Source organism: Paractinoplanes polyasparticus (assembly GCF_019710575.1).
Lineage (GTDB): Bacteria > Actinomycetota > Actinomycetes > Mycobacteriales > Micromonosporaceae > Actinoplanes > Actinoplanes polyasparticus.
Map to the genome: position 1 here is coordinate 17,725 of NZ_JAHWFK010000024.1, position 23,679 is coordinate 41,403.

Genomic DNA, 23,679 nt, shown 5'->3' on the forward strand with positions numbered 1-23,679 from the left:
AGAACAAAGATGAGCGAGAACCTGCTCGAGGTGTCGGGGCTGCAGAAGCACTTCCCGATCACCAAGGGGCTGCTCAAGCGTCAGGTCGGTGCCGTCCGCGCGGTCGACGGCATCGATCTCGAGGTGCGCTCCGGCGAGACGCTGGGCCTGGTCGGCGAGTCCGGCTGCGGCAAGTCGACCGCCGGGCGCCTGTTCACCCGGATCCTGGAGCCGACCGCCGGCAAGATCCTCTTCGAGGGTGACGACATCTCCCACAAGTCGGTCACGCAGCTGCGGCCGCTGCGCCGCGACGTACAGATGATCTTCCAGGATCCGTACTCGTCGCTGAACCCGCGGCACACGGTCGGCTCGATCATCTCGGCCCCGCTGCAGATCCAGGACATCCCCACCCCGCAGGGCCTCAAGAAGGCCGTGCAGGACCTGCTCGCGCTGGTGGGCCTGAACCCGGAGCACTACAACCGCTACCCGCACGAGTTCTCGGGCGGCCAGCGGCAGCGCATCGGCATCGCGCGGGCGCTCGCCCTGCGGCCCAAGCTGATCGTGGCCGACGAGCCGGTGTCCGCGCTCGACGTGTCGATCCAGGCCCAGGTGGTCAACCTGCTCGACGACCTGCAGCGCGAGTTCGACCTGACGTACGTGTTCATCGCGCACGACCTGTCGGTGGTGCGGCACATCTCCGACCGCGTCGCGGTGATGTACCTGGGCAAGGTCGTGGAGATCGCCGAGCGCGACGACCTCTACAAGAATCCGCGTCACCCGTACACGGTCGCCCTGATGTCGGCCGTGCCGGTGCCCGACCCGGCCCGGCGCGACAAGGCCCAGCGCGACCGGGTGCTGCTCACCGGCGACGTGCCCAGCCCGATCAACCCGCCGTCCGGCTGCCGGTTCCGCACCCGTTGCTGGAAGGCGCAGGACATCTGCGCCACCGAGGAGCCGCCGCTGACCGTCCGGCTCGACGACCCCCAGTCGCACCTCACCGCTTGCCACTTCCCGGTGGTCGAGGACGAGGTCGTGGCGGGTCGCCGGCCCGCGGCTACGCCGGTCTGATCCCGTACGCGAAACGGCCGTTCCCCCACGCGGGCGGAACGGCCGTTCTGGGTTTCCGGGGTCAGTTGCGCAGGCGCTCGCAGTTGACGACCGTGATGTAACCCCACTCGTCGCAGATGTCGCCCGCCGCGGTGCGGTTGGAGCCTCCGTCGAGCCGGCCGGGACCCTTCAGATCGTCGTCCCCGGCGCCGCCCGCGATGGTGTTCTCACCCGATCCGCCGTCGAGGAGGTTGTCCGCGGCGTTGCCGGTGATCCGGTCGTTGCCCTCGCCGCTGTTGATGTTCTCGACGTCCGCGCCGACCGTGTCCTTCTCCCCGGGCTTACCGTCGTCGCCGGTCACGCCGTCGAGATCGATGACCAGCGAAGCCTTGTACCAGCTGTAGTCGACTGTGTCCCGGCCGGCTCCACCCAGCAGGGTGTCGGCGGCGATGCCTCCGTCCGCCGGCTCGTCGCCCACCAGCTCGTCGTTGCCGGTCGATCCGCTCAGGTAGTCGCGGCCGGCGCCGCCCTCGAGCAGATCGTTCCCGCCGAGGCCGCCGATCGTGTCGTTGCCGTAGCCACCGTGCAGGTGGTCGGCGCGGGCGGTGCCCATGAGACGGTCCGGCCCGCGGCCGCCGTAGATCTCCTCGATTGAGGTGCCGATGCTGTCCTTCTCGCCGGCCGCTCCGTCGTCGCCCTTCACCCCGTCGGCGTCGGCGGTGACGCCCTTGTTCCGGTGGCCGTAATGCACGACGTCCTTGCCGGGGCCGCCGTACAGCGAATCCGCGTCGGCACCGGTCGGATCGCCGTCCTGCCCGAGGTAGTCGTTGCCCGCGCCGCCGTCCTCGACGTCCTTGCCTTGGAGGCCGTAGAGCTCGTCGCCGCCGTTTCCGCCGGCGAGCCGGTCGTTGCCCTCCCACCCGAAGAGGTCGTCGTCCCCGTCGCCGCCCGAGAGGGTGTCGTTGCCCTGGTCGCCGTCGATCTCGTCGTTGCCACCGAGGCCGGACACAGTGTCGTGGCCGAAGCCGGGCTTGAGGATGTCGCGCTTGGACCCGCCGGTGATCCGGTCGTTGCCGTCCTCGCCGTGCGCGGTCATGGAGATGTCGGCCTTGTTGACGAGGACGTCGTTGTGCATGCCGAGCTCGATGAGGAGCCAGGTGGGATTCTTCGCGGGCGTGCAGCGGACCTTGGTCTTGTCGCCGCTGACCGCCGCGCACCCGGAACCGGCCCTGATCGCCACGACGTCGTCGATGGTGACCGTGCGGCCGGACCGGGTGATGACGACGTTGTGGGTCTGCTTGTAGGCCGACCGGTAGCGGACGATCGTCGACGACGTGACGTCGGCGGTGCCGGTCGTCGCGGCCTCGGCCGGGAGCGCCACCCAGCCCACCCCCGCGACGCCGACGCCGAGCACCGAGACGGCTATCCGTCGAGCTGTTCTGCTGAGTTTCACTGGAGTTTCTCCGGGGTGTCGGTGCTCGCAGGCGGACACGAGGTCGCCGGCATCGCGGATTCGGAGCTGATCGGGAAGTACGGCGAGCATAGGACGGTACGGGACCGTTCCGCTGTCCCGTACCGTCCTCAGAACTCAGTCTTTCGGACCCTTCAGGGCCCCGGCCTCCAGGCGGATGAGGCGCTTCATCTTTTCCTCCTGCTCGGTACCGGCGTTGCGCGCGGAGCGAGCGCCCGGCGTGGGCGGCGCACCGTCGCCGTACTCGCAGTTGGCGACGGACTCACCGGTCTCGACCGGGTCCGCGCAGTAGTCGAAGCCGGCTCCAGCGTCCAGGGTGTCGATGCCCTCGTCGCCGAACAGGGCGTCGTCACCGGCGCCGGTCAGCAGAGTGTCGTTGCCGGGTCCGCCCCGCAGCGAGTCGTCGCCGGAGGCGCCGGTCAGCTGGTCGTCGCCGCGGCCGCCCCAGATGATGGAGACGGACGTGTCGATGGTGTCGCCCTCGCCGGCCGCGCCGTCGTCGCCCTTGACCCCGTCGTTGTCCGCGGTGACGGCATTCTCGCGCCGCGAGTAGACCACCACGTCGTCGTCCCCGCCGCCGATGAAGGTGTCGGCGTCGGTGCCCGGTTCCCAGTCGAGGTCCTCGTGGAAGTAGTCGAGCCCGTCGCCACCGTTCTCGATGTCGTTGCCGAGGCTGCCTTCCATGTGGTCGGTGTCGGGGCCGCCCACGAGCTCGTCGTTGCCGCCCTCACCGAACATGTGGTTCGTGCCCGGGCCACCCTCGATCCGGTCGTTGCCGGCGTCGCCGCTGAGGTAGTCGGAATCGCCGTTGCCGCCCACGATCCGGTCGTCGCCGGCGCCGCCGTAGAGCGTGCTGTCCTCGGCGCCGCCGTCCACGAGGTCGTTGCCCTCATCGCCGTAGAGCGTGTCGACGCCGTTGCCGCCGTACAGCTTGTCGAGCCCGGGGCCGCCGTAGAAGGGCTGGTCGTTGCCGTCGCCGCCGTAGACGATGTCGTCGCCCTCGCCGGCGTAGGACGCGGTGTCGTCGCCGGGGCCGCCGTTCAGCGTGTCGTTGCCGATGCTCCCGGAGAGTGAGTCGGCGCCGTCGCCCCCGATGACGAGGTCGTTGCCGGCGTCGCCGCGCAGGACGTCGTTGCCGCCGTTGGTCTGCAGGACGTCGTCGCCGTCACCGGCGTAGACGTCGTCGCGCTTGGGACCGCCGGTGATCCGGTCGTTGCCGGCCCGGGTGCGGGCGGTCAGGCCCAGGTTGGCCTGGTTGACCACCACGTCGTCGCCGTCGCCGAGATCGACCCGCATCCAGTTCACGGTGACTGTGGGCGTGCAGCGGATCTTCGTGGTGTCGCCGCTGACCGCGACGCAGCCGGCGCCGGCCTTGATGGCGACGGTGTCGTCGACGGTCACCGTGTTGCCGGACTGGGTGAGGACGACAGTGTTGGCCTTGCCGGTCGCCGCCGTGTAGGTGACGACGTTCGACTCGACGACGGACACGGTTCCAGTCGTCGCCGCGTTGGCCGGCAGGGCGATCCAGGCGACGCCGGCGACGGCGACGCCGCCGAGTGCGACCGTGGCCGCGCGGAGCGGTTTCTTGCGGAAATTCAAGGTCGTTCCTCCCCCTAGGACACGAAACCCCAGGAGTGTAGGACGATACGGAGCCGTTCCGCTGTCCCGTCGGGCGGTGGGACATCACCAGGATTCGATCGCCGGCCCGATCCCGTACGCGAGAACGGCCGCTCCGAGAGGAGCGGCCGTTCTCGTCTGACTGGTGTTACCGCTTCTTCACTGAGGCCGCCTCGCGCTCCAGGCGATCCATCTCCTTGACCTCGGCCCGCACGTCCGACGCCTTGCTCGACCGCAGGGCCGGAGCGCCGTCGCCGTACTCGCAGCCGACGACGGATTCCCCTGCCGCGATCGGGTCGGCGCAGTAATCGTTCCCCGCGCCGCCGTCGAGCGTATCGGTGCCGGCTTCGCCCCACAGGGCGTCATCGCCGGCACCGGCCACGATCGTGTCGTTGCCCGGGCCACCCTTCAAGGTGTCGTCGCCGGGCGTGCCGGTCAAACTGTCGTTGCCGGCGCCGGCCCAGATGTGGGACACCGACGGGTCGATGGTGTCGCCCTCGCCGGCCGCGCCGTCGTCGCCCTGAATCCCGTCGGCGTCGGCGGTGATCGCCTTCGTACGGGCGTCGTAGATCAGCACGTCGAGGTCGGGGCCGCCGATGAAGGTGTCAGCGTCGGGAGTGCCTGCGGGCAGGTCGGAACCTTCGTTGAAGTAGTCCTCGCCGGCTCCGCCGTTCATCTCGTCGTTGCCGGGCCCGCCGTCGAAGTGGTCGGTGCCGGTGCCGCCGGTGAGCGTGTCGTTGCCGGGCCCGCCGTAGTTGAGGTTCCGGCCGTTGCCCCCGTCGATCCGGTCGTTGCCCTCGTCGCCGAGAAGATAGTCGTCGACGCTGCCGCCGAGGATGCTGTCGTCGCCGGAACCACCGTAGATCGAGCCCTCCCCGGGGCCACCCTCGAGGATGTCGTGGCCCTCGTCGCCGCGCAGCGTGTCGTTGCCGTCGCCACCGAACATCGAGTCGTCGCCCGGGCCACCGTTGAAGGTGGCGTCGTTGCCAGGGCCGCCGTACACGGTGTCGTCGCCCGCGCCGGCGTAGGACGCGGTGTCGTCGCCGGGGCCGCCGTTCAGCGTGTCGTTGCCGGTGCTGCCCGAGAGTGAGTCGGCGCCGTCGCCCCCGATGACGAGGTCGTTGCCGGCGTCGCCGCGCAGGACGTCGTTGCCGCCGTTGGTCTGCAGGACGTCGTCGCCGTCGCCGGCGTAGACGTCGTCGCGCTTGGGACCGCCGGTGATCCGGTCGTTACCGGCCCCGGTGCGGGCGGTCAGGCCGAGGTTGGCCTGGTTGACCACGATGTCGTTCTTGTCGCCGAGGTCGACCCGCATCCAGTTCACGGTGACTGTGGGCGTGCAGCGGATCTTGGTGGTGTCGCCGCTGACCGCGACGCAGCCGGCGCCGGCCTTGAGGGCCATGGTGTCGTCGACGGTCACCGTGTTGCCGGACTGGGTGAGGACGACAGTGTTGGCCTTGCCGGTCGCCGCCGTGTAGGTGACGACGTTCGACTCGACGACGGAGACGACTCCCGTGGTCGCCGCGTCGGCCGGCAGGGCGATCCAGGCGACGCCCGCGACCGCGGCACCGCCGACCGCGACCGTGGCGACCCGGAGCGAGCGCTTACGGAAATTCAAGGTCGTTCCTCTCCTGAGGGACATGAAGCCTCAGGAGTGTAGGGCGATACGGGGCCGTTCCGCTGTCCCGCGGCAACCGCTGCCGGGTTAGCCTTCCGGGCGGTTGAGGATGCCCACGACGACGGCGTGGATCGCATCGGCGTCCTTCGAGTCGTGCAGAGGCGCCTTGGCCCCGGTCACCGTGTACCACTCGTCGGCGTCCTTGTACTGCACGCGGACCGTGACGTCGTAGCCGTCGACCTCCGTCCGCAGCGTCAGGTCGCCCGTCACCACCCCGACCTCGTCGGTCATGACGCCACCCTGACCAGCCACGATGTCCGTGGTCGGCGGTGCGACGACGGCCGTCCCGGCCGGCGCGGGCGCGGCCTCTGCGGCGGGCGCGGCCTCGTCGCCGGCGGCGGCCTGCTCAACAGCGGCGGCCTGCTCGGCGGCAGCCGGCGGCTCTTCGGTCGCGGCGGCCGGCACGGGCTCCGCGGGGGAGGTGGTCATCAGCAGTTCTCCAGCATGTCCTCGAGCGCGGCCTTCTCTTTCGTGGTGACCGTCAGCTTCCACTTGGCCTTCACCGTCACCCAGTCTTGCGCATACTCGCACCAGCTGCTGGTCTCGGTCGGTTTCCACGTGGACGGGTCCTGGTCGCCCTTGGAGCGGTTGGAAGAGGCGGAAACCGCGATCAGTTGCGGGTCGTCGAGGTCGTTCGCGAAGTCGCCGCGCTTGGCGTCGGTCCACTTCGCGGCGCCCGAGCGCCACGCGTTGGCCAGCGGCACCATGTGGTCGATGTCGACCTTGGTGGGGGAGTTGAGCACCTGACCGTCGTAGAGGCTGTTCCACGTGCCGGCGACGACGTTGCAGCCCGAGTACTTGACCTTCTTGCCGTCCCGCTTGAGCACGGTGTCACGGACGTCGCAGTTGTCACCCGTGCTGCGCCAGTGCGGGAACCGGTCGCGGCTGTACTTCGCCATCGTGCCGGCCTTGGCCACGGTCAGCGTGTCCAGTTGCTTCTGCGAGGCCTTGATGTCCTGAGTGGACCGGGTCGACCCGGTGGTGGGCTGGTCGGTCGGCTCGAGGGAGACGCCCTGGCACCCGGCGAGGGCGAGCAGGGCCGTGGCGAGGATCAGCGGGGTACGAGGGGGCACATGCCCCAGAGTAGGTGGGGTACGCCCGTTCTGCCCGAGTCGTGCCCCGTGGGTGGATCATCCCGCGCGCCGCCGAGCGCGCGGGACGACTCCCCAAGATCAGCGAGCGCGGTTGACGGCGCTGGTGACCGCCTTGATCGAGGCGCTCACGATGTTCTCGTCGATCCCGACGCCCCATACCGCCTGGTCGCCGACCTCGACCTCGACGTACGCCGCGGCCTGCGCGTTCTCACCCGAGGTGAGCGCGTGCTCGTTGTAGTCGAGCACCCGCGCGGTGATCCCCAGGGGGGCGATGGCCTGCACGAAGGCGTCGATCGGGCCGTTGCCGACGCCGACCAGCGGCCGCCGCTGTCCACGGTGGAAGATCTCGACGTCGATCTCGACCTTGCCGTCGCGGATCGAGGTCGAGTAGGTCTCGATCGTGAACGCCTTGGTCGTCTGGTGGTCGACCAGGTACTCGCCGGCGAAGATGTCCCACATCTCCTGCGGGCTGACCTCGCCACCCTCTTCGTCGGTGTGGTGCTGCACCACACCGGAGAACTCGATCTGCAGCCGCCGCGGCAGGTCGAGCTTGTGCTCCTCTTTCATGATGTACGCCACGCCGCCCTTGCCGGACTGCGAGTTGACCCGGATGACGGCCTCGTAGTTGCGGCCCAGGTCCTTGGGGTCGATCGGCAGGTAGGGCACGCCCCAGGTGAACTTGTCGATGTCGACCCCGGCCGCGTCGGCGTCGGCCTGCAGCGCGGCGAAGCCCTTCTTGATCGCGTCCTGGTGCGAGCCCGAGAACGCCGTGTAGACCAGGTCACCGACGTACGGGTGACGCTCGTGGACGGGCAGCTGGTTGCAGTATTCGACGGCCCGCTTGATCTCGTCGATGTCCGAGAAGTCGATCATCGGGTCGATCCCCTGGGAGAAGATGTTCAGCCCCAGGGTGACCAGGTCGACGTTGCCGGTGCGCTCGCCGTTGCCGAACAGGCAGCCCTCGATGCGGTCAGCCCCGGCCAGCAGACCCAGCTCGGCCGCGGCGACCGCGGTGCCACGGTCGTTGTGCGGGTGCAGCGACAGCACGACCGACTCGCGCCGGGGCAGGTTGCGGTGCATCCACTCGATGGAGTCGGCGTACACGTTGGGGGTGGCCATCTCGACCGTGGCCGGCAGGTTGATGATCAGCGGCCGGTCCGGCGTCGGGTCGATGACGTCGATCACGGCCGAGCAGATCTCCAGCGCGTACTCCAGCTCGGTGCCCGTGTAGGACTCCGGCGAGTACTCGTAGAAGATCTCGGTGTCCGGGGTGTGGATCTCGGCGTACTTCTGGCAGAGCCGCGCCCCGGTGGTGGCGATGTCGGTGATGCCGTCCTTGTCGAGGCCGAAGACCACCCGGCGCTGCAGCGTGGACGTCGAGTTGTAGAAGTGGACGATCGCGCGCTTGGCCCCGCGGATCGACTCGAACGTGCGGTCGATCAGGTGTTCCCGGCACTGCACCAGCACCTGGATGGTGACGTCATCGGGGATCAGGTCCTGCTCGATGAGCTGACGGACGAAGTCGTAGTCGGTCTGGCTGGCGGCCGGGAAGCCGACCTCGATCTCCTTGTAGCCCATCTGTACCAGCAGCATGAACATGCGCCGCTTGCGCTCGGGGGACATCGGGTCGATCAGGGCCTGGTTGCCGTCGCGCAGGTCGACCGCGCACCAGCGGGGCGCAGCCTCGACGTGCCGGGCGGGCCACTGCCGGTCGTTCAGTTCGATGGCGAATTGCTTCTGGTACGGGACGTAGCGCTCGAACGGCATTTTGCTGGAGCGCTGGGTCTCGAAAGCCGAAGAGGACATGTGGAACTGCTCCAAAGGGAGAGAAGACGAGAAGGCGGCGCGCGTCAGCTCCGCGACGAGGTGCCGGCCTGGGATGGGGCCTCGTCGCGGCAGCTAAGAAGAAGAAGCGCCTGCCACATGTCGAAAATGACCCTACGTGATCAACTGAGCCGTTGCCAGCCGTACGCCCGGATGGTGAGAAGGCTCAGGCTGAGGGGACGATCCCGGTGGGCTGAACGGGGTCGGGCGCCGGGGGTGGGGCGTCCATGCCCATGGGCGGACCGGCCACCTCGGGGCCGGGCAGTGGCACGGTGGCCGGCCCCTCGACCTGACTCGTGATCTTGAGTACGCCGAAGCCGACCCGGGCCGCGGTCAGCACCCCGTCGTCGGCGTAGCAGTAGACGCCGATGTCGACCGGGTCGGCGAGCGAGGCCGAGATCGAGTCGATCGAGAAACAGCTGCCCTTGGCCCCGGCCAGCGGCTGCACCTGAGTCACGGCGAGCGCGGCCTGGCGGTCGGTGAAGACGGGGAGCCACTGCCGGAACAGGCGCTGGACCTTGGGGTCGTACTCGTCGGGAACGGGTTTGCCGGGCTTCGCGACCTTGACGCAGGTCGAGGTGATCGGGTTGGACTGCGACCCGAGCGTGCACTGGAAGACGCCCGCCGCCGTCGAGGCGATCGTCACGTCGGCCGTGCCGCCGAGCGCGCCACCGCTGACATCCACCCGCCACGTGCCGTCCCCGCCGACGGTGGCCACGACATTGCGAGGCCGGCCGCTGCCGTCGTCGAGCGAGTAGAGAGCCGCGTACGCCTTGTCCATGGCCAGCGCAGCCGTCGCGGCCAGGCTGTCGCGAGCGTCCCCCGCGGCCTGGCTCGGCCCGGAGCTCGCCGGGAGCGGAACTGTCTCCGGGGCGCCACTGCAGGCCGCCACGCCCGTCAGGAGCAGGGCGGCGGTGGACAGAAGCATCGAGCGTGGGCGCACCGAGACATTCTCGCCTCCACGGGCCGAATCGCCCCGGTGCTGAGCCTTCTGAAGCTTCGGCGTGTCGCGCGTGTCTGTTCCCTTGCGCGCCGGATTCTGGGATCGCCTGTCGGAGGCGGGCCGGAGCGCGGCTACTGTGGTGGCGATTGTCCTGGCCGGCCTCGCCGGCACGCCAAGCCTGCCGGCCCCGCCGGCACGCACAGCCGAAGGATTGGTTCAGCCGTGGCACTGGTGGTGCAGAAGTACGGTGGCTCGTCGGTCGCGACCGCCGAGCGCATCAAGCGCGTCGCCGAGCGCATCGTCGCCGCCCGCAAGGCCGGCGATGACGTCGTGGTCGTGGTCTCCGCCATGGGTGACACCACCGACGAGCTGATGGACCTGGCCAACCAGGTCAGCCCGCTACCGCCCGGCCGCGAACTCGACATGCTGCTCACCTCGGGCGAGCGCATCTCGATGGCGCTGCTCGCGATGGCGATCCACAACCTGGGCTACGAGGCCCGGTCGTACACGGGCTCGCAGGCCGGCGTGCTGACCACGTCGACGCACGGCAAGGCCCGCATCATCGACGTCACGCCCGGCCGGCTGCGCAGCGCGCTCGACGAGGGCGCGATCGCCATCGTCGCCGGCTTCCAGGGCGTCTCGCAGGACACGAAGGACATCACGACGCTCGGCCGCGGCGGCTCCGACACCACGGCGGTGGCCCTGGCGGCCGCCCTGCACGCCGACGTCTGCGAGATCTACACCGACGTCGACGGCGTCTTCACGGCCGACCCGCGGATCGTGCCCGACGCCAAGCACATCAAGCAGATCACGTACGAGGAGATGCTGGAGCTCGCCGCGGGCGGGGCAAAGGTGCTGATGTTGCGATGCGTCGAATACGCGCGCCGCTTCAAGGTGCCCATCCACGTACGCTCCTCGTATTCTCAGAAGCCCGGCACCCTGGTCACTGGATCGATGGAGGACCCTGACGTGGAACAAGCGCTGATCACCGGGGTCGCCCACGACCGCAGCGAAGCCAAGATCACGATCGTCGGGGTGCCCGACGAGCCGGGTGCCGCGGGCCGCATCTTCGACACCGTGGCCCAGGCCGAGATCAACATCGACATGATCGTGCAGAACGTGTCCACCGAGGGCACCGGACGCACCGACATCTCCTTCACGCTGCCCAAGGCCGACGGCCCGACCGCGATGACCGCGCTCGACAAGATCAAAGATCAGATCAAGTTCAAGAGCCTGCTCTTCGACGACCACGTCGGCAAGGTCTCGCTGGTCGGCGCGGGCATGCGGTCGCACCCCGGTGTCGCCGCCTCCTTCTTCGCCTGCATCGGCGAGGCCGGCGTCAACATCGAAATGATCTCCACCTCCGAGATCCGGGTCTCGGTCGTCTGCCGCGACAGCGACCTCGACACCGCGGTCCGCGCCGTCCACGACCAGTTCGAGCTGGGCGGCGGCGAAACGGCAGTGGTTTACGCGGGCACCGGACGGTAAGCCCCGTCATGGCGCAGCCCACGCTCGCCGTCGTCGGGGCGACCGGCTCCGTCGGGACGGTCATGCTCGAGCTGCTGTCCGGCCGGCGCAACGTCTGGGGTGAGATCCGGCTGATCGCGTCGTCGCGGTCGGCCGGCAAGCAGCTGAGCTGCCGGGGCGAGCAGCTCACGGTGGCGGAGCTGACCCCCGAGGCGTTCGACGGCGTCGACGTCGCGATGTTCGACGTGCCCGACGAGGTGTCCCTGCAGTGGGCGCCGATCATCGCGGCCCGCGGCGTCACCGTGGTCGACAACTCCGCCGCGTTCCGCATGGACCCCGACGTGCCGCTCGTGGTGCCCGAGGTCAACCCCGAGGCGATGGCCTACCGGCCGCGCAACATCATCGCCAACGCGAACTGCACCGTGATGGCCATGATCATGGCGATCGCTCCCCTGCACCGCGAGTACGGCCTGCGCGAGCTGGTGCTGGCCTCCTACCAGGCCGCGTCCGGCGCCGGCCAGGTCGGCGTGGACACGCTGCACGACCAGCTCAGCAAGGTGGCCGGCGACCGCTCGCTGGGCTCCCGTCCGGGCAACGTGCGCCAGGCCGTCGGCGACGAGCTCGGCCCGTTCCCGGCGCCGCTGGCGCTCAACGTGGTGCCCTGGTCGGGTGCGCTCGAGCCACTCGGCTGGTCGTCGGAAGAGCTCAAGCTGCGCAACGAGTCCCGCAAGATCCTGGCCATACCGGCGCTGAAGGTCTCGGCCACCTGCGTCCGCGTTCCGGTGGTCACCGCCCACTCGATCGCCGTCCACGCCGTCTTCGGCTCCGAGGTCGACGCCGAGGGCGCCCGCCAGGCCCTGCGCAACGCCCCCGGCGTGATCCTGGTCGACGATCCCGAGGCCGGCGAGTTCCCGATGCCGATAGACGCCGTCGGCACCGACCCGTCCTGGGTCGGCCGCATCCGCCGCGCGATGGACGACCCCCGCGCGCTCGACCTCTTCGTCACCGGCGACAATCGGCGCAAGGGCGCCGCCCTCAACACCGTGCAGATCGCCGAACTGATCGCGGCCGAGCTGTCCAAATGACCGGCGTCGTCGAGGTCGTGATCACCGCCGCCGACGCTTCCTGGCTGGCCGAATTCACCCGCCGCCTGGTCGACGACCGCCTGGCCGCCTGCGGTCAGCAGGTCTCGGCCATCCGCTCGATCTACCGCTGGGACGGCGAGGTCCACGACGACCCCGAGGCCCGGGTCGCCCTGCACACCCGAGCGTCCCTGGTCGACCGCATCGTCGAGCGGGCGAACGCCGAGCACCCGTACGACGTCCCCTGCGTCCTGGCTCTGCCGGTCGCGGCGGGCAATCCTGCCTATCTCGAATGGGTCCTCAGCGAGACGACCGAAACCTGAACCGGGCGGCGCGGCGCCTCGTCAGGACGCTTCCTCGATCACGGCGCCGTTCTCGTCGAGGTGCTCCTCGCCGAGCGGATTACCGTCGTCGTCGTAACGAAAAATCTTGCTGCGATACGGGAAATGCCGATCGGGCGGCCCGCCGCCCTCGGTGACGATATCTTCCCGCAGGGCGTTCCCGTTCTTGTCGTACGTGACGACGCGAGCAGTGCTTTCGCCCAGGTACCGCATGGTCTTGGTGGATCGGGTGCCGGTCACCGGGTCGTAATCGTAATACCAGACGTCGTCGAGCACGGCCCATTCGCCGGCGTGGTCGCGAGTGAACATCTTGTTGGCGACGACCCGGCCGCTCGAGTCGAACTCGAACTCTTTGTAATTCGCCAGTGAGCCGTTCTGGAAGACGTCGACCCGGGTGACGACGCCCTGCGTCCACCTGATCCGGTAGCTCGGCCCGAGCGTCGCCATCTGGGTCGTCGGGCCCACGCCGGCGGGCTCGCCGAAGTTCGAGATGTTGAGACCCTTGTACCAGCGCTCGCCGGTGAAATTGTCGTCCACACCGCGAATTCGGTCGACCAGCTTGCGGATGTTGGTCGCATACGATCGGTGACTCGAGAGGTCCAGCCGAGCGAGGTGCGCGATTCTTTCGGGAACCGGGCGATTGTCCGCGCCCAAGCGTTGCACGACAATGGGCAGTATCAGGCCGCGCCGCTCTTTCAGTGAGCGCGAGAAGGCCTGTTCGAATTCGACCTCGCGCACATAGTAGGAGCGGAGTGCGGCCGGGGAGAGGGCGAGACAGAAGAACCGGCTGTTCCTGATCCCGGTTTCGATGCTCTTGTTGATCGAATCGCCGACGGTCAACTCCATCACGTCGAACCACACGTCGATGCCGTGGTCCTTCAGATCGGCCACGATGCGTTGGACCGCGCGTCGATTCTGATGGGAGTAAGAGATGAAAACATCGTGCACGGACGGAACCTCCCAGGGCGACGACCCGAGCGATCACAACGACGATCAGCTACCGAAGCAGTCAGGCCCGGTCTCACTGAGACCGGGCCTGACTTGCAACACGTTGGTCGGGGTGGCCGGATTTGAACCGACGGCCTCTTCGTCCCGAACGAAGCGCGCTACCAAGCTGCGCCACACCCCGAGCTGCCTGGAAATACTATCCGACGCTTCGGCCAGCGCGAAATCGGTATCCCCAGAAGCGTAAAACCGCAGGTCAGCGCGGTATCAGAGTGAGCATCGAGGCCTCCGGCCGGCAGGCGAAGCGGATGGGGGCGGTGGGGTGGGTGCCCAGGCCGGCCGAGACGTGGAGCCAGGCGTCGGAGCCGGGCCAGCGGTGCAGGCCCTTGGCCATCCGGTGGGGGAGGTCGCAGTTGGTGGTCAGGGCGCCGTAGAACGGGACGCAGACCTGGCCTCCGTGGGTGTGGCCGGCCAGCAGGAGGTCGAAGCCGTCGGCGGCCATGGCGTTGAGTACGCGGGAGGCGGGGGTGTGGGTGACACCCAGGTGCAGGTCGGCGCCGGGGTTGATGGGGCCGGCGACCGTGTCGTACTGGTCGCGGTTGATGTGGGGGTCGTCCACGCCGGCCAGCTCGATCGAGCGGCCGCCGGCCTTGAGCACCGTGCGGGCGTTGTTCAGGTCGGCCCAGCCGGCGTCGGTCAGGGCGGTCCGCAGGTCTTCGGCGGGGAGGTCGGCGTCGCCTTGGACGTACTCGCGCTCGGGGAGCAGGTAGAGGATCGGGTTCTTCCAGCGGGGGCCGCGGTAGTCGTTCGAGCCGAAGACGAACGCGCCGGGGATTGTCAGCAGCGGGCCGAGTGCGCGCAGCACGCCTGGTAGCGACTCGGGGTCGGCCATGTTGTCGCCGGTCACCACGACCAGGTCGGGGTCGAGGCCGGCCAGGGCGGACACCCAGGCCTGCTTGCGGCGCTGGTCGGGCATCATGTGCAGATCCGAGATGTGCAGGATGCGCAGCGGCTCGGCGTCGGGTTCGAGCACCGGCACGTCGAAGCGGCGGAGCGTGAACAGGTTGCGTTCGATCAGCGAGGCGTAGGCGAACGTGGCGGCCCCTGTGGCGAGCACCGCGGAACCGAGTGTGAAAAGAGAGCGCTTGCGCATGGGTGACAAGGGTAGTTTCTCCGTCCATGGGAACGCTGAAGGACCGCCTGAACGATGACCTGCACTCGGCCATGAAGAGCCGGGACGAGCTCACCACGGCCACGCTGCGGATGGCGCTGTCCGCCGTGCGCAACGCCGAGGTCGCCGGTTCCGCGGCCCGCGACCTGTCGGACGACGAGGTGCTCGCCGTCCTCAACAAGGAGTCGAAGAAGCGGCGCGAGGCCGCCACGGCGTTCAGCGACGCGGGGCGGGCCGAGCAGGCGGCCAAGGAGCGGTCCGAGGGCGAGGTGCTCGAGCGCTACCTGCCGCAGCAGCTCAGCGACGACGAGATCGCCGAGCTGGTGGCGGGGGCGCTCGCGGCCGGCGGCTTCACCGGCAAGGGGCAGATGGGTCCCGCGATGAAGGCCGCCCAGGCCGCGGTGGCGGGCCGGGCCGAGGGCGGCCGTGTCGCCGCCGAGGTGCGCAAACAGCTGGGATAGGGGCTGAGCGCGACATTTGAGGATCCGGCTGGGTGGGCTCTCCGTTCGGAAGATCCGGCTGGGCGAGCCTTCGAGGCCGTCGTTCGGCGGCGGCTGGGTCTGCGTTTGGAAGATCCGGCTGGGCGAGCCTTCGAGGCCGTCGTTCGGCGGCGGCTTCGGCGGCTTTTGCAGATGTACGCGGCGACGGGCCCCCAACCGCAGACGGCGGGTGGCCGCCTGTTCGAGCAGTGGTGGGTGGCGCTGAGGGATTCACTCAAGTCCGTGGGTTGCAGGTCGATTGCAGGATCGACCCCCGACATCCCCGAAATGAGTGCGCTCATGACCTGCACGAATTGCGGCTCGACGGCGATTCAGCCGAACGGCTGGTGCGGTGCTTGTGGCCAGCCGGCCCCCTCACCGGTTGCCGCATCCGAGCCGGCCGCGTGGCCGTCGCCGCCGCAGCAGCCCTCCTGGTCAGCGCCTCAGCCGAGCGACTGGCCGGCTCCCCCGCCGAGCGGATGGGCGGCCCAGCACGACGAGCGACCGGCCGCCCAGCAGACCGAGTGGCCAACTTCGCAGCAGGGCGCGTGGGCAACCCAGCAGGACGAGCGGTCGTCGCCGCGGCAGACCACATGGGCCACTCAGCAGACCGAGCCGTCGGTGCTGCAGCCGAGCGCGTGGGCGACTCAGCAGACCGAGCCGTCGGTGCTGCAGCCGAGCGCGTGGGCCACTCAGCAGACCGAGCCGTCGGTGCTGCAGCCGAGCGCGTGGGCGACTCAGCAGATCGAGCCTTCAGCACCGCAGCAAAGCGCATGGCCGACTCAGCAGGACGAGCGGTCGGCCACCCGGCAGGCTGGGTGGCCGGTGCCGCAGGAGAACGGGTGGGCCGCGCAGCAGGCCGAGCGGACGGCTCCGCAGCAGCCCGAGCGGACGGCTCCGCAGCAGCCCGAGGGGCTGGCTCCGCAGCAGAGCCAACGGGCAACTCCCCAACAGAATGGCTGGTCGGCTTCCCCGCAGAACCAATGGGAAACGCCGGAACAGCCCGGGTGGGCAACCGACGCGACCTCGACGTTCGGTGTTCCGGGCCCGGCCACGAATGCGTATCAGGCCTCGGCGGCAGCGGGGTATCAGGCGTCCGTTGCTCAACCTACGGCCGGTTATCAGGTGCCGGCCGCGCAACCCGCGCCCTCGCCCGCGGCTGGGTATCAGGCGCCGGTCGCCTCACCCGCAACGGGATATCAGGTGCCGGCCGCGTATCAATCCTCGCAGGATGGCTATGACGCTCCGACGGCGATGAATGCCACGGTTGTCGGGGGGATTCCGGCTTATCCGCAGCAGCCGCCGGACCTCAACCCGCCGCCGTACATGATGGGCGGCCACGCCGCGGTCAGGAGCGCCGGAAACAAGTTCAGCCGTGCGGCCTTCGGGCTGGCCGTGCTGGCGCTGCTGATTCTTCCGATTGTTTTCGGTCCGCTCGCGGTGGGATCGGCCGTGATCGCGCTCCGGAAGGGGGAGCGCCGGGGCAGGCTGGCGCTGATTCTCGCGATCGCCGGCATGGTTCTGGGCTTCGCCTTCGGCGTCATCCGGCAGTTCCTGCTCGCCGACTGAACGCAGCGAAACGGGGGTGCGGCGATCCGGCCGTACCCCCGCGAGGGGACATCAGATCGCGAGCTGGGGCCGGACCGGGACGGCCGTGACCGCCGGGCTCGTGCTGCGCCCCGGCAACTGCTGCTGCGGCACTGCGTACGGTCCGAGCATGGATTCGATGGCCGGGGCGATCGCCGGCCGGTCGTTGAGCTGGATCAGGCGGGCGGCGCGGGCCAGTGAGCCGGTCTCCCCGTCGCGGAAGCCCTCGCGGTAGCCCTTCTCGTAGCGCTCCCCGCGGCCGAGGGCCCGGCCGAGAGCGAAGCAGGAGGAGCCGGCGAGGGCGAGGAGGAAGAGCAACGCGAAGGGTGTCACCGTTATTTTCCTTCCGGGGTAAATGTACTAATTAGCCGAAAAGTACCCCTAGAGCATGGCTCATGCGGTAGAGCGGTGATCAAGTACGCCAACGGGTGACTCCCCTTGCGCTCCGGCCAGCCGAGCGGGAATGTCGTCGGGATCGGATGGTCGGCACAGGTGGAACCCCTGCCCATAACCGCACCCGAGTCCGCGTAACGCGGCCAGCTGTGCGGCGTTCTCGATCCCTTCGGCCACCACCCGCAGTCCGAGGATCTGCGCCAGCTCGACGATCGTGCGAACCAGGGCGAGGTCCTCCGCGGTCAGCTCGGCCCGGGCGATGAACGCCCGATCGATCTTGAGTTCGTCGACCGGCAACTCCCGCAGGTAGGCGAGCGAGGAATACCCCGTACCGAAATCGTCGATCGACAGCTGTACGCCGAGGTCGCGCAGCACACCGAGGGCCGACTTCCCCAGATCGGGCTCGCTGACCAGCACCGACTCGGTCAGCTCGAGGGTCACGGCGCTCGACGGCAGCCCGGCCATGGCCAGCGCCCGCATGGCGTTGTCGGCGAACCGCGGATGGACGAGCTGGTGACCCGAGACGTTGACGTTGAGGCCCAGATCCGGGAAGTCACGCCGCCACTTCGCCACCTGCATCGCGCTCGTCTCGAGCACCCACTGCCCGATGTCGACGATCAGCCCGAACTCCTCGGCGACCGGGATGAAGTCGACCGGCGACACCAGGCCACGGGTCGGGCTGTGCCAGCGGATCAAGGCCTCGACACCGGCCGGCTGCCCGTCGGTCAGCCGTATCAGCGGTTGATACTGCAACCGGAATTCGCCGTCGCGCAACGCCCGTTGCAGGTCCCCGCGCAGGCTCAGGTGGTCCAGCGCCTCGGCGTGCATGTACGGCTCGTAGACCAGCACCCGTCCCGGACTCTCCTTCTTGGCCCGGTACATCGCCACGTCCGCGTTGTGCAGCAGCTCCTCGGACTTCTCGTCGGCCTCGCGCGAGGTCGCGATGCCCACGCTGGCGCCGATGAAGACTTCGCGGCCGGCCACCCGGAACGGCTCCTTGAGGGTGGCCACGATGCGCTCGCCGACGAACTGGGCGGACTCGGCCGGGGAGTCGTGCAGCAGCGCCGCGAACTCGTCGCCGCCGAGCCGGGCCGTGGTGTCGCTGGCCCGTACGCACCCCCGCAGCCGCCGCGCCACCAGGGCGAGCAGCTGGTCGCCGGCGTCGTGCCCGAGGCTGTCGTTGACCGTCTTGAACCGGTCGAGGTCGATGAAGAGCACGCTGGTCGGGTCGACCAGGGTGTTCCGCGAGGCCAGCACCCGGTTGAGGATCTTCAGGAACAGCGCGCGGTTGGGCAGCCCGGTGAGCAGGTCGTGGTGGGCCTCGCGTACCGCCTCGACCGTGCGCGCGTCGGTCAGGGCCAGGCTGACCTGCTGGGCAAAGGCGTCCAGTTGGTCGCGCTGCTCGGTGTGCCGGTCGGCCACCCCGGGCAGGTACGCGACCAGGCTGCCGGCCATCTCGCCGGTGACCCGGACCGGGGCCGCGATCATCACGCCGTCCGCGGCCGGCCGCACCAGCACGGCTCCGCCGGCCATCGCCGCGCGGGCCAGGCTCTCCGGTGGCGCCTCGCCGTCCCCGCAGGTGGAGGCAACGCTCAGCCGCCGGTCGGGCCCGCCCTCGGCCAGCATCAGCGCCACCGTGGCCCCGCCCAGCAACTCGGCGGCGCCGCAGGTCACCGCGTCGAGGATCTCGGGCAGCGGCCGCCGGGCCGAGATCGCCCGCTGAATCATGAGCAGCGACTCGACCAGCCGTTGCCGGGTCTGTGCGCTCGTCGCCTGCTGTTCCGTCTCGGCCCGGAGGTGGCGTTCCGCGGCGAGCACCCGGATGCTGCGCAGGGCCAGCCCGAGCACCTGACCCATGCCCTGCAACATCTGCCGTTCCGCGGGGCCGAACGGCTCGGTCAGCCGGGCCACGATGAGCGCGTCGCCGCTCTCGCCGCCGAGCGGGTTGCTGACGGCATGCAGCTCCCCGAGGTACGGGACGACGAGGATCGGCTGTCCGGCGGCGACCTCGTGCAACGCCGCCTCGGGCACGACCGCTCCGAAGCCGTACGCCCCCGAGACCCGGCCCTCACGCACCACCGCGCCTACCTCGGCCTCGACCATCTCGGTGGCCCGCTCGACCGCGCCGGCGATCGCCGTCTGTTCGTCGTCGGCCGCGTTGACCGCGGTGAAGTACTCGGTCAGCTGGTGCGTCGACCAGGATTCCATGGTTCAGGCCAGAGCCAGCGTGACGAGGGTCAGGGCGTGGGTGCCGAGCGCGCCGCGTACGCGGGCGATCTCACCCAGCGTGTAGAAGCCGGCGAACGGGGCATCGCTCAACGCCGTACGCATCGCCTGGATCTCATGGTCGAGGCCGCCTTCGACGAGACCGGCCCACCGGCCGCCGCAGTCGAAGGCGAGCACGCCGAGTGGCGGCAGGCCGTCGAGCCGGGCGATCGCCTCGGTGCACGACCAGGCGGCACCGTCCAACATCGACTGCCGGTCGCCCTCCATGAGCCAGACAAGCGCGCCCTGCGGCACGTCGTTGGAACCCCAGACCGAGCGCTCCTCGTCGTCGCCGGCGTGGATCACCCGGATGTCCTCGCCGCTGCGCCGCGAGAGCCCGAGGGGTTGCAACGCCCGGCCGCGGTCGAACAGCTCGGCGGCCGTGCCTTCCATCTCGTTGCGACGCAGCAGCACGTCCAGGGCTGGTTCCCCGTCGAGCTGGTAGATGTGCGGGCCGTTGGCCTTGGTGACCACCATCGGCGGTTCCTTGCGGCGCCAGCCGTGCGCGACGCCGATGCCGATCGGGCCGTCCGATCCGAGCCCGAGCCCCACCACCGCACCGGTGAGCACCTCGTCGCCGATGAACTGGTACGTCTGCCGGAACCGCCGGTCGTCGGCCGCGAACCCACCGACCAGCGGAACGCTGGCCCCGATCGAGGAGTAGGCCCCGCGGACGATCTCGTGCTGCGGGCCCGCCAGCCCGTCGGCCAGCAGCACCAGCACCTGGTTCTCGTCGTCCAGACCGTGCAGCGCCTCGGCCGCTGCCGCCCCCGCGGCCCGTGGATCGGACTTGTGGATCCGGGCTGCCCGGGCCTGCACGGTGAAACCGTCGCCGCCGAGGGCCGCGACCGCGACGCCTCCGTCGGTCGTCCCGGCGCTGCCCAGCTCGCCCATCGTCGTGGCGCCGACGATCTCGGCGTCCGGTCCGGCTTCCATCCGTACGCCCCGCAGCAGCGCCAGCAGATCGTGGGCAACCGATGCGAAGACGAAGACGGCCTTGGTCTCCCGCCCGCCGATCGCCTCCGACGCTGCCTCGGCCCCCGCCTTGCGGGAGTCGGGCGCGCTGCTCTGGCCCACGCCGAACCAACGGTGCAGGATGCTCTGCATGATCTTCTGATCGGCACCGTTTGTCGGTTGCTGAGTGGTTGCGTCTGGGGTGCCGTCCGGTGTCCCCGAGCGGCCTGCGAGGCTTGCTTGCGTGACTGACTTCGACCTTGCGCGGCAGGTCCGCGCCGTGAGCCGGCTGACCGGCGAGTTCACCCTGCGTTCCGGCCGCGTCGCCAACGAGTACTTCGACAAGTACCAGTTCGAGGCCGACCCGGTGCTGCTCGACCAGCTCGCCGAAGCGATGGCTGTGCTGATCCCCGAGGGCACCGAGGTGCTGGCCGGTCTCGAGATGGGCGGCATCGCCGTCGTCACCGCGGTCGCCCGGCACGCGAAGCTGCCCACCGCCTTCGTCCGCAAAGAGGCCAAGAAGTACGGCACCGCGCGGCTGGCCGAGGGAGCCGAGGTGGCCGGCCGGCGGGTGCTCGTGGTCGAGGACGTGGTGACCTCGGGCGGCCAGGTCGTCATCTCGACCGGCGACCTGCGCAAGCTGGGTGCGCACGTCGACCACGCGCTCTGCGTGATCGACCGCCAGGAGGGGGGCGCGCAGGCGCTCGCGGCCGAGGGCATCACCCTGCGGGCGCTGCTGACCCGGGCCGACCTGGAAGCCGTCGCCTGATCCATTTACATAGGTAACCTGACGACATATGTTGGCTCCGTGAGAGAGCCGACATATTTCATTCTGGCCGCGCTGCAGGACGAGCCGGGCCACGGCTACGCGATCATGAGCCGGGTGACCGCGCTTTCCGGTGACCGGGTGCGCCTGGCCACCGGCACCCTCTACCAGGCCCTCGACCGCCTCACCCGAGAGGCGCTGATCGAGGTCGTCCGGGAAGAGGTGGTCAACGGCCGCGCCCGCCGCCACTACGCGCTCACTCCGGACGGCCGCTCCGCCCTCCAGGCGGAGGCCGCCCGGATGGCCGCGGCGGCACGCGTCGTTCTGCGGCCGCGGGTCGCCGGGGGTGCGGCATGAGCGAGCGTCTGTACGAAACTCTGCTGCGCCTCTACCCCGCCGCCCACCCCCGCGACGAGATGCTGGACGTGCTGCTGACGGCCGGCCGGCCGGCGTGGCGCGAGATCCCGTCGCTGGTGCTGGGTGGCCTGCGGGCCCGGTGCGGCGGCGACCAGCCGCTCGCCGTCCGCTGGCTCTACGCGGCCCGCGCGGCGGCCCTCCTGCTGCTGATCTTCAGCGCCGTGGGCTCGGCCCGCGAGGTCGCGTCGACGTGGCTGCCGCTGAGCACCATGCAGATCCTGGTGTGGGTCGCGGTGGCCGTCGCGGTCGTGTCGATCATTGCCGGCTGGCGGGTGCCCGCGGCCCTGGCCGGCTTCGCCACCTTCGCGATCAGTGCGGCCGACGGGGTCGACTGGCGAGCGGTCACCGCCTATTCGCTGGCGGCGGTGCTGCTGCTGATTCCCGGCCCACCCACCCCCGTCCGCAACCCGATCCTGCTGGCGCTTCCCCTCGTGCCCCTCGATGCCGTCGCACTGGGCACCGAGCCGCTCTACCTGCTCGGCTTGGCGGTGCTGGCCTGGGCGGTGGTCGACGAACGGGTCGCGCTCGCCGTCGGGCTGGCCTTCTGCGTAGCGTTCCTGCAGGTGATCGCCGACCTGCCGGGCGCCGACGCCCGCGGGGTACTCATCCTCACCGGGTCCCGCATCGCTTACGTGGCCGCCTTCCTCATCGTCGGGGCGTGGGCGGCGCGCCGGCGGGCTCGCGTGTAGGGCCGGCCCAGCCTTCGGCGGGCTCTACCGTGGACGGATGACGCGGTTCGCTCTTGTCGGGTTCGGCTTTCGTGCGGCGGCGTTTCACCGGGTCGCGCAGGCGGTCCCCCGGCTGGAGTGCGTCGGTGCTGTCGTGCGGGAGCCACGGCCGTTGCCCGTGCCGGCCTACAGCGACCTGCGCGAATGCGTACGCAGTGCCCGGCCCGACTTCGTGGTCACCGCCGTCCCACGCGCGGCCAACCCGGGGGTCATCGCCGGCGCGGTGGAGCTCGGCGTGCCCGTCCTGGCCGAGACGCCACCGGCGCCCGACCGGGCCGGCCTGCGGTCGCTGTGGACGATGGCCGGGCCGTCCGGACTGGTGCAGGTCGCGGAGCAGTATCTGCTGATGCCGTCGCATGCCGCCCGGCTCGCGGCGGTGCAGTCCGGCATCATCGGGACGCCGACGCAGGCGCACGTGTCGTCCACTCAGCAGTACCACGCGATCTCGCTGATCCGCGGGATGCTGGCTGTCGGACATGACCCGGCGACGGTGCGGGCCGTGCGAACCGTCGCGCCGCTGCTCGACCCGCTCGATCGTGCCGGGTGGACCGATGCCGCGGACCCGAAGCCGGCCACCACCACCATCGCCACGCTGGACTTCGGCGACGGGCGCTCGGCTGTCTACGACTTCACCACCAACCAGACGAGGAATCTGCTGCGCTCACGACGGCTGCTGGTCCGCGGCACGCACGGCGAACTGAGCAACGACGAGATCGTCCACATGCCGGCCCCGCGGACGATCACCCGCACCGCCCTCACCCGCCGGCAGAGCGGCCACGACCTGGACCTGAACGGTTTCGACACGGAGACCATCACGCTCGGCGACAAGGTGCTCCACCGCAATCCGTACGTCGGTCATCGCCTCAACGACGACGAGATCGCCACCGCCGCCCTGCTCGACGCGATGGCGGCCTGGGTGCGAGGCGAGGGGCCACCGCCCTATCCGCTGGCCGAGGGTAGCCAGGATCATCTGCTGGCACTGGCCATTGAGGAAGCCGCGGAGACCGGCCAGGAAGTGACCACGACCGCGGGAAACTGGCCGCCATCGGCGCACACATGAGGGTGGACATCGGTCGCAGGTGCGGGAGGATGACAGCCGTGAGCGACGACGACGAACTGGCGATGCTTCGGGAACGGGCGGCGGTCGGTGATCGGGACGCGACCGATCAACTGGTGGAACTGGCCGGCGAAAGCGGCGATCTCGACGAGCTGCGGCGGCTGGCGGCGGCCGGAAGCAGTGATGCGGCGGCCGTGCTGATCGAGTTGGCCGGCGAGCGGGAAGACCTGGACGAGCTGCGCGAGCTCGCCGCGGCGGGGAGCGAGGACGCCCAGGACGTGCTGGCCGAGCTGACCGACGAGTAGCGGGCACTCTTCCAATCAAACTTTCGGTACGAGAAGGGCGGGACGTCTGAAGACGTCCCGCCCATTCTTATT

23 protein-coding genes and 1 tRNA gene are annotated in these 23,679 nt (G+C 69.9%); 11 read left to right on the plus strand and 13 right to left on the minus strand.

Features of this window, described 5'->3' with window-relative positions; genetic code table 11:
* The first annotated feature begins 9 nt into the window (after positions 1-9).
* A complete protein-coding gene (locus KXC43_RS22940) occupies positions 10-1,047 on the plus strand; it encodes an ABC transporter ATP-binding protein (protein ID WP_221378182.1) in 1,038 nt (345 codons plus the stop codon).
* A 61-nt stretch (positions 1,048-1,108) separates the two neighbouring features.
* On the opposite strand, the gene KXC43_RS22945 is transcribed toward KXC43_RS22940, so the two are convergent.
* The 7 genes from KXC43_RS22945 to KXC43_RS22975 form a co-directional block, all read right to left on the minus strand.
* Positions 1,109-2,479, minus strand: coding sequence for a calcium-binding protein (locus tag KXC43_RS22945; RefSeq protein ID WP_221378183.1), 1,371 nt, complete (start codon positions 2,477-2,479; stop codon positions 1,109-1,111).
* 135 nt (positions 2,480-2,614) lie between these two features.
* Positions 2,615-4,096 (minus strand): calcium-binding protein, encoded by a 1,482-nt coding sequence (locus KXC43_RS22950; RefSeq protein WP_221378184.1) that lies wholly within the window; start codon positions 4,094-4,096, stop codon positions 2,615-2,617.
* A 166-nt stretch (positions 4,097-4,262) separates the two neighbouring features.
* On the minus strand, positions 4,263-5,729 hold the full coding sequence (locus KXC43_RS22955) for a calcium-binding protein (protein WP_221378185.1): 1,467 nt from the start codon (positions 5,727-5,729) through the stop codon (positions 4,263-4,265).
* Between the two features lie 87 nt (positions 5,730-5,816).
* Complete coding sequence (locus tag KXC43_RS51155; RefSeq protein WP_255644617.1) at positions 5,817-6,218, minus strand: hypothetical protein; 402 nt, start codon at positions 6,216-6,218, stop codon at positions 5,817-5,819.
* Positions 6,218-6,862 (minus strand): HNH endonuclease family protein, encoded by a 645-nt coding sequence (locus tag KXC43_RS22965; protein ID WP_221378186.1) that lies wholly within the window; start codon positions 6,860-6,862, stop codon positions 6,218-6,220. Before KXC43_RS22965 ends, KXC43_RS51155 begins: the two co-directional genes overlap by 1 nt.
* Positions 6,863-6,961: 99 nt before the next feature.
* Positions 6,962-8,689: a 2-isopropylmalate synthase gene (gene leuA / locus KXC43_RS22970; RefSeq protein ID WP_221378187.1), complete on the minus strand. Its 1,728-nt coding sequence runs from the start codon at positions 8,687-8,689 to the stop codon at positions 6,962-6,964.
* 184 nt (positions 8,690-8,873) lie between these two features.
* On the minus strand, positions 8,874-9,650 hold the full coding sequence (locus KXC43_RS22975; RefSeq protein WP_308129204.1) for a hypothetical protein: 777 nt from the start codon (positions 9,648-9,650) through the stop codon (positions 8,874-8,876).
* Between the two features lie 222 nt (positions 9,651-9,872).
* On the opposite strand from KXC43_RS22975, the gene KXC43_RS22980 reads away from it, so the two are divergent.
* From KXC43_RS22980 to cutA, 3 genes are read left to right on the plus strand one after another with little or no spacing between them, the layout of a single operon-like run.
* Positions 9,873-11,138, plus strand: coding sequence for an aspartate kinase (locus KXC43_RS22980; protein ID WP_221378188.1), 1,266 nt, complete (start codon positions 9,873-9,875; stop codon positions 11,136-11,138).
* A gap of 8 nt (positions 11,139-11,146) precedes the next feature.
* Positions 11,147-12,202 carry an aspartate-semialdehyde dehydrogenase gene (locus KXC43_RS22985; RefSeq protein ID WP_221378189.1) on the plus strand — a complete coding sequence of 352 codons (1,056 nt, stop codon included), beginning with the start codon at positions 11,147-11,149 and terminating at the stop codon, positions 12,200-12,202.
* A complete protein-coding gene (gene cutA / locus KXC43_RS22990) occupies positions 12,199-12,522 on the plus strand; it encodes a divalent-cation tolerance protein CutA (protein WP_221378190.1) in 324 nt (107 codons plus the stop codon). The genes KXC43_RS22985 and cutA overlap by 4 nt, the downstream gene beginning before the upstream one ends.
* A 21-nt stretch (positions 12,523-12,543) precedes the next feature.
* Here cutA and KXC43_RS22995 read toward each other — a convergent pair whose 3' ends face one another.
* From KXC43_RS22995 to KXC43_RS23005, 3 genes are all read right to left on the minus strand, one after another.
* A complete protein-coding gene (locus KXC43_RS22995; protein WP_221378191.1) occupies positions 12,544-13,488 on the minus strand; it encodes a toll/interleukin-1 receptor domain-containing protein in 945 nt (314 codons plus the stop codon).
* A gap of 104 nt (positions 13,489-13,592) precedes the next feature.
* Positions 13,593-13,669: transfer RNA gene (locus KXC43_RS23000), tRNA-Pro, on the minus strand.
* A 72-nt stretch (positions 13,670-13,741) separates the two neighbouring features.
* Entirely contained in the window at positions 13,742-14,638 is an 897-nt protein-coding gene (locus KXC43_RS23005; protein ID WP_221378192.1) for a metallophosphoesterase, read from the minus strand.
* A 26-nt stretch (positions 14,639-14,664) separates the two neighbouring features.
* On the opposite strand from KXC43_RS23005, the gene KXC43_RS23010 reads away from it, so the two are divergent.
* Both KXC43_RS23010 and KXC43_RS23015 read left to right on the plus strand, forming a co-directional pair.
* Positions 14,665-15,117: a GatB/YqeY domain-containing protein gene (locus KXC43_RS23010; RefSeq protein WP_221378193.1), complete on the plus strand. Its 453-nt coding sequence runs from the start codon at positions 14,665-14,667 to the stop codon at positions 15,115-15,117.
* 639 nt (positions 15,118-15,756) lie between these two features.
* Positions 15,757-16,704 carry a DUF4190 domain-containing protein gene (locus KXC43_RS23015; RefSeq protein ID WP_221378194.1) on the plus strand — a complete coding sequence of 316 codons (948 nt, stop codon included), beginning with the start codon at positions 15,757-15,759 and terminating at the stop codon, positions 16,702-16,704.
* 51 nt (positions 16,705-16,755) lie between these two features.
* Here KXC43_RS23015 and KXC43_RS23020 read toward each other — a convergent pair whose 3' ends face one another.
* Genes KXC43_RS23020 through KXC43_RS23030 form a run of 3 tightly spaced genes read right to left on the minus strand, consistent with a single transcriptional unit; the run spans position 16,756 to position 20,487 of the window.
* Positions 16,756-17,055: a hypothetical protein gene (locus KXC43_RS23020; RefSeq protein ID WP_221378195.1), complete on the minus strand. Its 300-nt coding sequence runs from the start codon at positions 17,053-17,055 to the stop codon at positions 16,756-16,758.
* Between the two features lie 60 nt (positions 17,056-17,115).
* The gene (locus KXC43_RS23025; protein ID WP_221378196.1) at positions 17,116-19,323 is read right to left on the minus strand and encodes a putative bifunctional diguanylate cyclase/phosphodiesterase; all 2,208 of its coding nucleotides are present in this window, start codon (positions 19,321-19,323) and stop codon (positions 17,116-17,118) included.
* Between the two features lie 3 nt (positions 19,324-19,326).
* Complete coding sequence (locus KXC43_RS23030) at positions 19,327-20,487, minus strand: FIST signal transduction protein (protein ID WP_221378197.1); 1,161 nt, start codon at positions 20,485-20,487, stop codon at positions 19,327-19,329.
* 91 nt (positions 20,488-20,578) lie between these two features.
* Between KXC43_RS23030 and pyrE the strand changes: the two genes are divergently transcribed.
* From pyrE to KXC43_RS23055, 5 genes are read left to right on the plus strand one after another with little or no spacing between them, the layout of a single operon-like run.
* On the plus strand, positions 20,579-21,103 hold the full coding sequence (gene pyrE, locus KXC43_RS23035) for an orotate phosphoribosyltransferase (RefSeq protein WP_221378198.1): 525 nt from the start codon (positions 20,579-20,581) through the stop codon (positions 21,101-21,103).
* 39 nt (positions 21,104-21,142) lie between these two features.
* On the plus strand, positions 21,143-21,457 hold the full coding sequence (locus KXC43_RS23040) for a PadR family transcriptional regulator (RefSeq protein WP_221378199.1): 315 nt from the start codon (positions 21,143-21,145) through the stop codon (positions 21,455-21,457).
* Positions 21,454-22,206, plus strand: coding sequence for a hypothetical protein (locus KXC43_RS23045; RefSeq protein WP_221378200.1), 753 nt, complete (start codon positions 21,454-21,456; stop codon positions 22,204-22,206). The genes KXC43_RS23040 and KXC43_RS23045 overlap by 4 nt, the downstream gene beginning before the upstream one ends.
* A gap of 37 nt (positions 22,207-22,243) precedes the next feature.
* Positions 22,244-23,305: a Gfo/Idh/MocA family protein gene (locus KXC43_RS23050; protein WP_221378201.1), complete on the plus strand. Its 1,062-nt coding sequence runs from the start codon at positions 22,244-22,246 to the stop codon at positions 23,303-23,305.
* A 38-nt stretch (positions 23,306-23,343) separates the two neighbouring features.
* Complete coding sequence (locus KXC43_RS23055; RefSeq protein ID WP_308129205.1) at positions 23,344-23,607, plus strand: hypothetical protein; 264 nt, start codon at positions 23,344-23,346, stop codon at positions 23,605-23,607.
* Positions 23,608-23,679: the final 72 nt, after the last annotated feature.

What these genes read in the sequence shown, in the direction of transcription:
- KXC43_RS23005 (WP_221378192.1), bottom strand. Translation starts at nt 14,638, where the DNA reads ATGCGCAAGCGCTCTCTTTTCACACTCGGTTCCGCGGTGCTCGCCACA.
- KXC43_RS23050 (WP_221378201.1), top strand. Translation starts at nt 22,244, where the DNA reads ATGACGCGGTTCGCTCTTGTCGGGTTCGGCTTTCGTGCGGCGGCGTTT.
- KXC43_RS23045 (WP_221378200.1), top strand. Translation starts at nt 21,454, where the DNA reads ATGAGCGAGCGTCTGTACGAAACTCTGCTGCGCCTCTACCCCGCCGCC.
- KXC43_RS22985 (WP_221378189.1), top strand. Translation starts at nt 11,147, where the DNA reads ATGGCGCAGCCCACGCTCGCCGTCGTCGGGGCGACCGGCTCCGTCGGG.
- KXC43_RS22940 (WP_221378182.1), top strand. Translation starts at nt 10, where the DNA reads ATGAGCGAGAACCTGCTCGAGGTGTCGGGGCTGCAGAAGCACTTCCCG.
- KXC43_RS51155 (WP_255644617.1), bottom strand. Translation starts at nt 6,218, where the DNA reads ATGACCACCTCCCCCGCGGAGCCCGTGCCGGCCGCCGCGACCGAAGAG.
- leuA (WP_221378187.1), bottom strand. Translation starts at nt 8,689, where the DNA reads ATGTCCTCTTCGGCTTTCGAGACCCAGCGCTCCAGCAAAATGCCGTTC.
- KXC43_RS23030 (WP_221378197.1), bottom strand. Translation starts at nt 20,487, where the DNA reads ATGCAGAGCATCCTGCACCGTTGGTTCGGCGTGGGCCAGAGCAGCGCG.
- KXC43_RS23025 (WP_221378196.1), bottom strand. Translation starts at nt 19,323, where the DNA reads ATGGAATCCTGGTCGACGCACCAGCTGACCGAGTACTTCACCGCGGTC.
- cutA (WP_221378190.1), top strand. Translation starts at nt 12,199, where the DNA reads ATGACCGGCGTCGTCGAGGTCGTGATCACCGCCGCCGACGCTTCCTGG.
- KXC43_RS23010 (WP_221378193.1), top strand. Translation starts at nt 14,665, where the DNA reads ATGGGAACGCTGAAGGACCGCCTGAACGATGACCTGCACTCGGCCATG.